The following is a 12,639-nucleotide window of genomic DNA, read 5'->3' on the forward strand; positions in this document are numbered from 1 at the left end:
GTTTCTAAATTAACCGCTACAAATCAAGCGTTACTTGTGAAAACTACATTAACTAATGGTCAGACTATCACTAAGAAAGTAGCGTATTAATAATTTATTGAAAACGCTTAACAAAGAATCCCAGTTTATACTGGGATTCTTGTTTTTGCTAAATAAAGTAAAAACTATTATTTTTAGAAATAAAAAAGCCTTGCAATGCAAGGCTTTTTTTGTATGTTGCTAAATAAATTTATTAAGCTTCGAAAGGGATTACAGATACATAAGATTTGTTTTCTCCTTTTTTCTGGAATTTTACAACTCCATCAACTTTAGCATGTAAAGTATGATCTTTTCCCATGTAAACATTTTCACCTGGGTTGTGCTTAGAACCTCTTTGTCTAACAATGATGTTTCCAGCAATAGCAGCTTGACCACCATAAATCTTAACGCCTAAACGCTTCGATTCTGATTCTCTACCATTCTTCGAACTACCGACACCTTTTTTGTGAGCCATGATGTTTTGGTTTTATAAGTTAATACTAATTAAACAGCTTTACCACCGTTTAACTCATCTTGTAATTTTTTTAATTCATCCATTTTACCATCAGCAGCTAATTGTGCTTGTTGAGCCCAAGTAGTTGGATCTAAATGTTGTACTTTAGAAGCAGATGCATCTAAAATAGATTTTACTTCTTCAGCAGATGCAGCAGCTAATTTTGCGAAAGTATCAATTCCACCAGCAACTAATGCTTCAGCAGCTTTTGGACCAATACCTTCAATAATTACTAAATCATCTCCTTTTTTTGAAGCTTTTGCTTTTGGAGCTTTTTCTTCTACAGCTTCAACTAATTTTTCAGCTTTTGGCGCTACTTCTTTTTTAGGAGCGGCTGCTTTTTTTACTGAACCACTAGCCAAAATTCCCTCAATTAAAATTTGAGTGAATGATTGTCTGTGACCATTTTTCTTTTTGTAACCTTTTCTTCTTTTCTTTTTGAAAACAATTACTTTATCACCTTTTAAGTGTTGTAACACTTTGGCTTCTACTGAAGCTCCTTCTACAGCTGGGGCGCCTAAAGTTACGTTTCCGTTGTCATCTAACAAAAGAACTTTGTCGAAAGAAACTTTCGAACCTTCTTCTGAAGCTAAACGGTGAACATAAACCTTTTGGTCTTTGCTTACTTTGAATTGTTGCCCTGCTATCTCTACGATTGCGTACATAACAATGAGTTTAGTTAAAAATTTTAAGGTTGCAAATATACAATAATTTATAAATCAAACAACTAATGACTACAATAAAATACTAAAAAAAATATATCAATAGAATTTTATAGAAAAAAACAACATTTTTTGTAACATTATTTAAAAATTGCGTCTTATGATAATTATCAACAAATTAATAACGTATGAAAAAATCTTTAATGGCTTTAGGAACTGCACTAATGCTTGGCGGAACTGCTTCAGCTCAAAAAGTAACATTCGAAGAATTTGATTTAGACAACGGATTACACGTAGTACTTCATCAAGATAATTCGGCTCCAGTTGTAATTACTTCGGTTATGTATCATGTAGGAGCAAAAGACGAACAACCAAACCGCACAGGTTTTGCACACTTTTTTGAACATCTTTTATTTGAAGGAACAAAAAATATTGCTCGTGGAGAATGGTTTAAATTAGTTACAGCAAACGGAGGAAACAACAATGCTAACACTACAGACGACAGAACATATTACTATGAAGTTTTTCCATCAAACAACTTAGAATTAGCCATTTGGATGGAATCTGAACGATTAATGCACCCTGTAATTAATCAAATTGGCGTTGACACACAAAACGAAGTAGTTAAAGAAGAAAAAAGACTTCGCGTAGACAATCAACCTTATGGAAACTTAATCAAAGCGGTTAAACAAAACATGTTCAAAGTACATCCATATAAATGGACAACTATTGGAGAAATGGAACATTTAGACGCAGCTACTTTAGAAGAGTTTCAAGCATTTAACAAAAAATTCTATGTTCCAAATAATGCCGTTTTGGTAATTGCTGGACAGTTTGACAAAACACAAGCTAAAGAATGGGTTAAAAAATATTTCAGCGCTATCCCAAAAGGAGCTCCTGTTACACGTCAAAAAGTGGAAGAGGCACCAATTACACAAGAATTTAAAGCCTCTTGGGAAGATCCAAATATTCAAATCCCAATGTTAGTTGCTTCTTATAGAACACCTTCAATGAAATCTCGTGACGCAAGAGTTTTAGATATGATTTCAACTTATCTATCCGATGGTAAAAGTTCTAAATTATACAAAAAAATTGTAGACGATAAAAAAATGGCTTTACAAATTGGAGCATTCAACTACAGTCAAGAAGATTATGGAATGTATTTAATTTATGGTTTACCAATGGGTGAAAATACTACAGAATCTATCTTAAAAGAAATTGATGCAGAAATAGCAAAAATGCAAACAGAACTAATTTCTGAAAATGATTTCCAAAAACTTCAAAACAAGTTTGAAAGTAATTATGTAAGCAACAATGCTTCTGTTGAAGGAATTGCCGACAATTTAGCAACTTACTATATGTTGTATGGAGACATCAATTTAATCAATACAGAAATTGATATTTATCGTTCAATCACAAGAGAAGAAATTAGAGACATTGCAAAAAAATATCTAAACTCAAACCAAAGAATGATTTTAGACTATCTTCCTGCTAAAGATAAAGCTCAAAACTAAGATTTGAAGAATATGAAAAAATTTATATACATCGCAGCCAGTTTATTTTTAACAATAACTATGCAAGCACAAGACAGACCTCAACCAAAACCAGGACCAGCTCCATCAATAAACATTAATAAGCCACAAAGTTTTGTACTTAAAAATGGTTTAAAAGTTTTAGTTGTAGAAAACCACAAATTACCTCGCGTATCTTTTAATCTTACATTAGACAATCCGCCTTATGCAGAAGGGACTAAAAAAGGTGTATCGGATATTTTAAGTTCTATGATTGGAAATGGAACAGAAACCATGTCAAAAGACGCCTTTAACGAGGAAATTGATTTTTTAGGTGCAAATATCAATTTTTATGCTTCCGGAGCTTCAGCAAATGGACTATCTAGATATTCTAAAAGAATCCTAGAATTAATGGCTGACGGAACTTTAAATCCGCTATTTGTTCAAGAAGAATTCGAAAAAGAAAAAGCAAAATTAATTGAAGGTTTAAAATCAGACGAGAAAAGCGTTTCAGCAATTGCAAGAAGAGTTGAAAATGTATTAACTTATGGTAAAGATCACTATAAAGGAGAATTTACCAGCGAAGAAACGTTAAATAATGTAACTCTTAGTGATGTAGTTTTAAACTATAACACTTATTTTGTCCCAGCAAATGCTTATTTAGTTATCGTTGGAGATGTTAACTTTAAAGAAGTTAAAAAAGAAGTTGAAAAACTTTTTGGAAGCTGGAAAAAAGCTACAGCTCCTCAATTAACTTATTCTGACCCTAAAGATGTTCAATATAGTCAAATAAACTTTATTGACACACCGAATGCAGTTCAATCGGAAATTGCATTAGTAAATTTGTCTAACTTAAAAATGACTGACAAAGAATATTTTGCGGTTTTATTAGCTAATCAAGTTTTAGGTGGCGGTGGCGAAGGACGTTTATTCTTAAATCTACGTGAAAAACACGGATGGACATACGGAGCATATTCTTCAATTGGTTCAGGAAAATATATCAATAAATTTCGCTCAAGTTCTTCTGTTAGAAATGCGGTTACGGATAGTGCCGTAGTAGAAGTATTTAATGAGTTAAAAAGAATTAGAACAGAATTAGTTTCTGAAGAAGATTTAAAAAACGCAAAAGCAAAATATATTGGAAACTTTGTAATGCAAATTGAAAAACCTTCAACAATTGCAGGTTATGCATTAAATAAAGAAACACAAGGTTTGCCAGAAGATTTCTATGAAAACTACATCAAAAACATCAACGCTGTAACAGCTGAAGACATTAGAAATGCAGCTAATAAATATTTCTTAGCAGATAAAACAAGGGTAGTAATTGTAGGAAAAGCAGCTGATGTTTTACCTGGATTAGAAGCAATGAGTAAAGCAGAAAAATTACCAATCATGTATTTTGATAAATATGGTAATCCTACAGCTAAACCAGAAGTTAAAAAACCAGTTCCTGCTGGTGTAACTGCTCAATCTGTTTTAAACAACTACATCAATGCAATTGGCGGTGAAAAAGCGGTTAAAAATGTAAAAACATTAGCCATATTATCATCTGGAACAGTTCAAGGAACACCATTAGAATTAGTTGTAAAAACAGCTCCTAAAAAATTAGGTGTAGAAATGAAAGCAATGGGAATGGTAATGATGAAACAAGTAGTGAACGAAAAAGAAGCGTACATGGTTCAGCAAGGTAAAAGAAAAGACTTCACTGGAGATGATTTAAAAGACATGCAAGCTGATGCAGCAACTTTTAAAGAACTAGCTTTATTAACAGATAAAGAGGTAACATTAACTGGAATTGAAAATATTAATGGAGCAGATGCTTACGCTATCAAAAACGGAAAATCAACATTATATTATGATGTAAAAACAGGATTTAAAGTTGCTGAAGCTAAAGAAATGGAACAAGCAGGTCAAAAAATGACCCAAACAACTTACTACCAAGATTATAAGGATGTAAAAGGATTAAAATTCCCATACAAAACCATTATGAATGTTGGTATAGAAATCGAATTAACAACATCTGAAGTTAAAATTAACGAAGGTGTAACTGATGCAGATTTTAAATAACATCAGAATGTAAATTTTATAAAAAGCACTCAAGAAATTGGGTGCTTTTTTTATTTCTTACTCGAAAAATAAACGCCGACTAAAACTACAAAAGCACCTATTACCTGAACAATTGACAAGGTTTCATTCATAAATAAATAACCCAACATGATTGCAACAACAGGAATTATATAAGTAACAGAAGAAGCAAAAACTGGTGAAGAAAGTTGAATTAATTTAAAAAATAATATATTAGACAATCCCGTCCCAACGATCCCTAAAATTACAATAAAGCCAAGTGAAGTTTGTACTTTTTCCTGATGTACAATATCAAAGAAGTCTGTATAATAAAGCACCAATAACGCTGGAATAAACATTACAATAAAATTTCCTGTACTTATGGTCAAAGGTTTCAAATCAGACAAATATTTTTTAATCAAATTCACATTAATCCCATAAAAAATAGAGGCAATAATTATTAAAATTGCGTAATAATAATTCTCAGTTGTGTTTTCTCCATCTCCAAATAAAACCAATAAAACACAACCTACAAAACCTATAATTACCCCAAAAATTTGTCTTCTTTGGACATCTAATCCAAAAAAGAACAAACCAACTAGCAGCGTATTCAAAGGAGTTAATGAATTTAATATTGAACTTACTGAACCATCAATTTTTGACAAGGCTATTGCAAATAAAAAAGCAGGCACAAATGTCCCAAACAATGAAGTCAAGGCAATATACTTCCATTTATACAAAGGAATTTGAGCAATATGCTTGAATCCTACAACAATTAAAAACAAGGCAGCAAACAATATACGCAAACTCCCTAACTGAATTGAATTTACTCCTTGCAACCCTAATTGCATCAATATAAAAGAACTTCCCCAAACACAGCCTAAAAAAGCTAATAAATACCATTTTGTAGTGTTGTTTTCCATAGCATCATTTTAACTGGCAAAATTCAGGCTTTATTTTGAAAATCACACTATGAATTTTTGTAAATTTGCAAAGACATAAAAAAGAATCGATTTTTTAAATATTTATTTTATGAGAAATATAAAAAACATAGTTTTTGCAACACTAATAACGCTTTTTGTAGTAAGTTGTAAAAAACAAGCAACAACAGAAGTTAAAGAAGTTGCAACAACAAAAACAGAAATAGCTGCTGAGAATTTAGAAACAGCAAGTTTTACAATTGAAGGAATGACATGCGAAATTGGTTGTGCAAAAACCATAGAAGGAAAATTATCTGAAACTGAAGGCGTTGGTGAAGCAAAAGTTGATTTTGAAAGCAAAATTGCCACAGTAAAGTTTGACAAAACAAAGCAAACTTTAGAGTCTTTAACAAAAACAATAGAAAAAGTAGGCGGAGGAGATTTGTATAAAGTTACAAAATCAGAAAAAAGTATAGATAAAGCTTAATAAAAAAAGCGCTGAGAATATCAGCGCTTTTTTTATTTCCATTTAATAGTTTCCATTATTCTTCGCATATCTTCCTTCAAATAATCAGCTGCCGGTAAAATAGAATCAAAATTAGGCTTTGCATAAAAATAAACACTTCCAGTTATAAAATGTTTAATGCTGTCTGTAACATAAAATTGTGCGTTAGTAGCCGCATTACCTCCTACCTGATAAAACATTCCGTAAACTTTTTTATCATTATTTATATAAGGTTGCTCAACAATATCATCAGCTTTAATCACATGCTCATACGTTAGCTTTTGTGCATCTCTCAACAAATCATTGATATTATTTGAAACCGTTTTATGAGTTAAATAAATAGTTGCTTTCATTTTTGGATAATGAATTTCATACGAGCAATTTTTTTCTTTAACAGAAGTAAACTCATTGATTTCAAACGAAAAAGGGCAATTTGTTTTTAATATACTATATGTAGCATTTGGATATTCCAAACTAAGTTGACCCTTTGGCTTAGGCACTGATTCATCCCCACAAGAGATTAATCCGATTGTCATTGTAAGTAATATGATTTTTTTATACATAAACCAATTTATTTTAAATCCCTAAAATAATTTTAGCGATTGTGAAGTAGGTTAAAATTCCTAAGATATCGTTACTTGTTGTAATAAATGGACCTGTTGCTAATGCTGGGTCAACCCCATATTTGTTCAAAATAATAGGTATAAAAGTCCCTATTAATGATGCCATAATAATAACTGAAAGTAAAGCTATAGCAACTGTATAACCTACATGAATTTCATATCCTAATAGAAAGTAACTTCCTAAAAGAAGTATCGCCGATAGAATAACACCATTTAATAAACTTAGGGAAAGTTCTTTAAGTAATCGCTCAACAATAGGTCCTATAATAGTATTATTTGCTAAACCTTGAACTATAATAGCAGAGGATTGCACCCCTACATTACCAGCCATCGCAGCAATTAGTGGCGTAAAGAAAAACAACTCTGGATGTAATTTCATAATAGGCTCAAATATTCCTAATACATGAACAGATATAAATCCTCCAAATAGAGCTAAAACCAGCCAAGGTAAACGTGCTTTTGTCAATTCTAAAACACTATCATCCGCTTCAACGTCTTGTGAAATCCCTGCTGCCAACTGGTAATCTTTATCTGCTTCTTCTTTGATCACATCAATAATATCATCAATAGTAATTCTACCCACTAAACGTCCTAATTCATCAACAACTGGAATCGCTTCCAAATCATACTTCTGCATAATTCTTGCAACTTCAACATCTTTTGTATCTACCTTTACGTAATCTACTTTTTTAATATAAACTTCACTAATTGGTGTTTTGGTGGAAGTTGTTAATAAATCTTTTAATGACAAACGTCCTTTTAGACGTTCTTCATCATCAACTACATATATTGAATGGACTCTCGAAACATTTTCTGCTTGTAGACGCATTTCTTTGACACAAGTTAAAACATTCCAATTTTCATTAACTTTAACCAGCTCTTTACCCATTAACCCACCAGCAGTATCTTCGTCATAACGCAACAAATCAACAATATCTTTTGCGTGCTCAACGTCTTCTAATTCTGATATTACTTGTTCTTTTTTGTGTTGCGGTAGCTCGGCAATAATATCAGCTGCATCATCAGTGCTTAATTCATCAAGCTCTTCAGCGATTTCTTTTGGAGATAAATTATGTAAGATTTTTTCACGAACCTCATCATCTAATTCTAACAGTATTTCTGCAGTTTTTTCAGAATCTAAAGTGTTAAAAATATAAGCCGCTCCATAATCATCGAGTTCCTCCATGATTTCGGCAATATCAGCAAAGTGAATATCGTCAAGTAGCAAAAGTAATTCTTGCGACTTGTTTTCACTTATAAGTTGTTCTATTTCAGATAGAAACTCTCTGCTGATTTTAAACTCCATCGGCTGTTATTTTTTTGGTAATATCTATGAATTGTTCCACCGTAAGCTGTTCTGGGCGGAGGCCAAAGATACTATCTTCTTTTAAATTATCAGAAAAATTGAACGATTTTAAACTATTTCTAAGTGTTTTTCTTCTTTGTTGAAATGCTGTTTTTACAACTCTAAAAAATAGTTTTTCATCACAAGGCAATGAATAATCTTCTTTTCTTGTTAAGCGAAGCACTCCCGAATCTACTTTTGGAGGCGGATTGAAAACATCTGGTGGAACAGTAAACAAGTATTCAGCATCATAAAATGCTTGGGTTAATACCGATAATATCCCATATACTTTACTTCCTTTTTTCTCACAAATTCGTTGAGCAACTTCTTTTTGAAACATTCCAGCAAATTCAGGAATTTGATCACGCATTTCTAATGTTTTAAACACAATTTGTGTGGAAATATTATATGGAAAATTCCCAATAATTGCAAAAGGTTCATTATGTAATACTTCATTCAAATCATATTTTAAAAAATCTTTAGATATAATATGATTTTCTAATTTCGGATAGTGTACACCTAAATATTCTACAGACTCTTTGTCAATTTCAATAACATAAGTCTCAGTAGGTTTCTCCAATAGATATTTAGTTAAAACACCCATTCCTGGACCAATTTCTAAAATTTTAGAATAACCTTCTAGAGAAAGCGTATCGGCAATATCTTTTGCGATACTTTCATCTTTTAGAAAATGTTGTCCTAAGTGTTTTTTTGCAGTTACTTTTTCCATTTTAATTACTTTCGTGATAATGCTCGCTCATTACTTCTAATTCGGTTCGAAAGGCTAACATTTTATCGGCAAAAAGTTGCAATCCTTCTTGGCGTAATCTAGGTGCGTGATTTTTATAATAATCTTCAAGTTTAGCTCTAGAATCTGTAGAATATTGAATTGCGTATGTAGTTCCGCCCATTTCTTCTTCTACTAGTACTCTAACCATTTTTGCACTAGTAAATAAACCCGTTGCTAAAACATCATTAATATGTTTGTTTTGCATCCATTTTAACCAATCTTGGTGTATGCTTTCGTCTACGTTTATTGTTACGTTATATATAATCATTATTCTTGTTTAATCGTTTAACTGTGCAGTTGTTTAACTAAAATATTTTTTTTTCTTTTTTCTAAATCGTTGCATCACCTCTTAAGGCTCTATATTGTTTTCTGCTTTCGGTATAATATAAACTATCGGCATGTTCTAAAACCATTTTCTCATATAAAGGTTTTGCTTTTTCATTGTCTAAAAGATATTTACGATAAATTTCTGCAGAGAAAAACAGAGCTTCATCAATGTAAATTCCTTCTTTATGATTCTCTAAGATATTTTGATAATAGTTTAAAGCTGTGTTATATTCTTTTTTTTGTTCATAGATTTTAGCAATTTTCAACAACGTTTCATCTTCTATGGTTTCTCCTTTGTGCTTTTGCAAAATACTCAAAAAAGATTGAAGTGCTTCTTCATTTTTCTTTTGATAAAGTTGTAAATCAGCTTTAGCATAAGCTTGTAATGCTACGCGTAAAGTGTCTTCAACGGAGTTGTCTTGAATAAGTAAAAACAATTCTACAGCATCATTTGCAATTAACAAACTCGACGATTGCTTTAAATTTTTTACTTGTTGTAGTGTCCAATCAAAATCTTTTTTATAAAAATTGGCTTTCGCTAATTTCATACTTGCTTCATGAGCTAAAACATCATTCTTTAAATTTTCTTCTACTTGAGCATAAAATAAAATGGCTTGATTGAATTTTTCATCATATACCATAATATCAGCCAATTCCATCTTTATTTTAGATTGTTGTCTAATATTGAGGGGAAGATTTAAAGTGTTTTGTAAAAGCTGTTTTCCAAGTTCAGGTTGATTCAAATAAAATGCCTCAAAATGTGCTGTTAGAATTTGCAAATCTAGTGAGAATGGAGTAATGCCATACTTTTTAAGTAATTCCTGTAGTTTTTGATGAATTAATATGTAATCGGCTTGTGGTGCATTTTCAATTTCCATAGAAATTAAAAAGTGATGTGCTTGCATTTGTAAATCCAAATCTTGTGTGTTTTCTAAAACAAAAGTCAAAATTGTTTTTGCATCTTCGCTTTGCTTTTCATCAATAGCCATCTTAGCCAGAGTAACAATGTTTATAAATGATTCCGGATTTCTTTTGTAAACCGATTTTTCTTGAACAAATGCTTTTCCATATTCTTTTTGTTGTACAAAAAACCAACTTAAAAATTGGTTCCAATACACATCTTGTGATTTTTGTGTTTTTAACAGCAATGCCTTTCTAATATCTGCGGCAAATGTTCCTTCTGAATCATCCATCAAAAAACGACTCAATTGATTTTGAACTAATGCCGTATTTTCTTGATTTTTGTATCCATAATCAAGTAATTTTTCTAACATTAAATCTAAATTTCCTAATTGCCCTAGTAGTAAAGCAGTTTGATAATCAAAATTTAGATTTGTATTTGCTTTTTGTCCTCTTTCATAAGCTTTCAAAGCCCATTCAAGCAATACTTTTCGTTCAAAAATACTACCTAAATTGTATGCATAATTAGGATTTTTATCTATCTCGTTAAGCGCTTCCTCATATTTTTTATCAGCATCCAATTGTTTTTTTTGCAACTGATAAACATAACCTTCTTCTACTAAAAACGTAGGATTATTATATTTTACTTTTAATTCTCCAATAAGCTTTAATGCTTTATCATATTGTTTTAATTGCTGATAACAATACAATAGTTTGTCTGAATAGATTTGCTTGTTTTTTGAATAAAGTTCTTCTAAAATAGTGACTGCTTTTTCATATTCACCAGCATCAATGTAGTTAAATGCCAATTGTTCGTTCTGTGCCGAAACCCAAAACGAAGTTAAAAACATAACAAAAAAAGCTATTTTTTTCAGCATAAATAAAACAAATAATGTACTAAAGTAACACTTTTTAGTGTCAAATTAGTACATTATTTTATAAAGATTAACGTTTAGTTGATAATATCAAATCCTGTGTATTTTCTTAAAACTTCAGGAACTACTATTCCTTCTGGAGTTTGGTAGTTTTCTAAAATACCTGCCAATACTCTTGGTAAAGCCAATGAACTTCCGTTCAAAGTGTGAGCCAATTGGTTTTTACCATCTTTATCTTTGAAACGTAATTTTAATCGATTTGCTTGGAATGTTTCAAAATTAGAAACCGAACTAATTTCTAACCAACGCTCTTGAGCAGTTGAAAACACTTCAAAATCATAGGTTAAAGCAGATGCAAAACTCATGTCACCACCGCATAATCTTAAAATACGATAAGGCAATTTCAATTCTTGTAAAATTCCTTTTACGTGTTCTACCATTCCATCTAATGCTTGGTAAGAATTATCTGGATGCTCAATACGAACGATTTCTACTTTGTCAAATTGGTGTAAACGATTTAATCCACGAACGTGTGCACCATAAGAACCTGCTTCACGTCTAAAACAAGGTGTATACCCAGTACAAATAACTGGTAAATCATTTTCGTTTAATAGAACATCTCTAAAGATATTTGTTACAGGAACTTCGGCTGTTGGAATTAAATACAAATCATCAATACCAACATGATACATCTGTCCTTCTTTATCAGGTAATTGACCAGTTCCAAATCCAGATGCTTCATTTACCATGTGTGGAACTTGATATTCTAAGTAACCCGCATCGGTGTTTTTATCTAAAAAATAAGTAATCAATGCACGTTGTAATTTAGCACATTTTCCTTTGTAAACCGGAAAACCTGCACCCGTAATTTTAACTCCTAATTCAAAATCGATTAAATCATATTTTTTTGCTAATTCCCAGTGAGGCAAAGCACCTTCGTGTAATTTAGGAATCTCTCCTTCTTGAAAAACATTTAAATTTTCTTCAGGTGTCTTCCCTTCTGGAACGATGTCTGCTGGTAAATTTGGTAATTTGTATAATTCTTCTTGTAATTGAGCTGCAAAAGCATTTAATACTTCTGTCAACTCTTTATCTTTTTCACGAAGTTGAACTGATTTTTCCTTTAAGATTTCTGCTTTTGCTTTTTCACCACCCTTCATTAAATCTCCAATATCTTTGGATAGCTTATTTGACTCAGATTTAATAGTGTCTAATTCTGCTTGTGTTGCTCTTCTTTTTTCATCAAGTGCGATTACTCCATCAATTGCAGCCTTGGCATCTAAGTTCTTCTTAGCCAATTTTTTTACTACTTCTTCTTTGTTTTCTCTAATGTACGCTATCTGTAACATAATATATTGGATTTAAAGCCACAAATTTAAGAAATTGGTTTTAGATAAACGACAAAAAAAAGAAATGCTATAAGGTTTATGTATGTGTATGAATTTCAGTAACAAATCGTTTAAAAATTAAACATTTTATAGTATATTCGCTAAATTTTTATTTAAAATAAACTTTATTATAAATTACAACCACAATTAAATTACATAATTGTATGTTAAATGAGTGCCCAAATTATTAAACCTAC

12 protein-coding genes are annotated in these 12,639 nt (G+C 31.2%); 3 read left to right on the forward strand and 9 right to left on the reverse strand.

Features of this window, described 5'->3' with window-relative positions:
* Nucleotides 1-232 precede the first annotated feature (232 nt).
* Complete coding sequence (gene rpmA / locus VK164_RS08020; RefSeq protein WP_073582069.1) at nucleotides 233-493, reverse strand: 50S ribosomal protein L27; 261 nt, start codon at nucleotides 491-493, stop codon at nucleotides 233-235.
* Between the two features lie 29 nt (nucleotides 494-522).
* Nucleotides 523-1,197, reverse strand: coding sequence for a 50S ribosomal protein L21 (gene rplU / locus VK164_RS08025; protein WP_324208849.1), 675 nt, complete (start codon nucleotides 1,195-1,197; stop codon nucleotides 523-525).
* 185 nt (nucleotides 1,198-1,382) lie between these two features.
* On the opposite strand from rplU, the gene VK164_RS08030 reads away from it, so the two are divergent.
* Together VK164_RS08030 and VK164_RS08035 are read left to right on the forward strand one after the other, a co-directional pair.
* On the forward strand, nucleotides 1,383-2,708 hold the full coding sequence (locus VK164_RS08030; protein ID WP_324208850.1) for a pitrilysin family protein: 1,326 nt from the start codon (nucleotides 1,383-1,385) through the stop codon (nucleotides 2,706-2,708).
* A gap of 12 nt (nucleotides 2,709-2,720) precedes the next feature.
* Nucleotides 2,721-4,772 carry a pitrilysin family protein gene (locus VK164_RS08035; RefSeq protein ID WP_324208851.1) on the forward strand — a complete coding sequence of 684 codons (2,052 nt, stop codon included), beginning with the start codon at nucleotides 2,721-2,723 and terminating at the stop codon, nucleotides 4,770-4,772.
* A 50-nt stretch (nucleotides 4,773-4,822) separates the two neighbouring features.
* On the opposite strand, the gene VK164_RS08040 is transcribed toward VK164_RS08035, so the two are convergent.
* Nucleotides 4,823-5,692 carry a DMT family transporter gene (locus VK164_RS08040; protein WP_324208852.1) on the reverse strand — a complete coding sequence of 290 codons (870 nt, stop codon included), beginning with the start codon at nucleotides 5,690-5,692 and terminating at the stop codon, nucleotides 4,823-4,825.
* 109 nt (nucleotides 5,693-5,801) lie between these two features.
* On the opposite strand from VK164_RS08040, the gene VK164_RS08045 reads away from it, so the two are divergent.
* Nucleotides 5,802-6,176 carry a heavy metal-associated domain-containing protein gene (locus VK164_RS08045; protein WP_324208853.1) on the forward strand — a complete coding sequence of 125 codons (375 nt, stop codon included), beginning with the start codon at nucleotides 5,802-5,804 and terminating at the stop codon, nucleotides 6,174-6,176.
* 32 nt (nucleotides 6,177-6,208) lie between these two features.
* Here VK164_RS08045 and gldD read toward each other — a convergent pair whose 3' ends face one another.
* The 6 genes from gldD to serS form a co-directional block, all read right to left on the reverse strand.
* Nucleotides 6,209-6,757, reverse strand: coding sequence for a gliding motility lipoprotein GldD (gene gldD / locus VK164_RS08050; protein WP_324208854.1), 549 nt, complete (start codon nucleotides 6,755-6,757; stop codon nucleotides 6,209-6,211).
* Between the two features lie 13 nt (nucleotides 6,758-6,770).
* Nucleotides 6,771-8,123: a magnesium transporter gene (gene mgtE / locus VK164_RS08055; protein ID WP_324208855.1), complete on the reverse strand. Its 1,353-nt coding sequence runs from the start codon at nucleotides 8,121-8,123 to the stop codon at nucleotides 6,771-6,773.
* Complete coding sequence (gene rsmA, locus VK164_RS08060) at nucleotides 8,113-8,892, reverse strand: 16S rRNA (adenine(1518)-N(6)/adenine(1519)-N(6))-dimethyltransferase RsmA (protein WP_324208856.1); 780 nt, start codon at nucleotides 8,890-8,892, stop codon at nucleotides 8,113-8,115. The genes mgtE and rsmA overlap by 11 nt, the downstream gene beginning before the upstream one ends.
* Before the next feature lies 1 nt (nucleotide 8,893).
* Entirely contained in the window at nucleotides 8,894-9,220 is a 327-nt protein-coding gene (locus VK164_RS08065) for a DUF4286 family protein (RefSeq protein WP_324208857.1), read from the reverse strand.
* A 61-nt stretch (nucleotides 9,221-9,281) separates the two neighbouring features.
* Nucleotides 9,282-11,057: a hypothetical protein gene (locus VK164_RS08070; RefSeq protein WP_324208858.1), complete on the reverse strand. Its 1,776-nt coding sequence runs from the start codon at nucleotides 11,055-11,057 to the stop codon at nucleotides 9,282-9,284.
* 74 nt (nucleotides 11,058-11,131) lie between these two features.
* Nucleotides 11,132-12,403: a serine--tRNA ligase gene (gene serS, locus VK164_RS08075; RefSeq protein ID WP_324208859.1), complete on the reverse strand. Its 1,272-nt coding sequence runs from the start codon at nucleotides 12,401-12,403 to the stop codon at nucleotides 11,132-11,134.
* Nucleotides 12,404-12,639 lie beyond the last annotated feature (236 nt).

Source organism: Flavobacterium sp., assembly GCF_035299005.1.
GTDB lineage: Bacteria > Bacteroidota > Bacteroidia > Flavobacteriales > Flavobacteriaceae > Flavobacterium.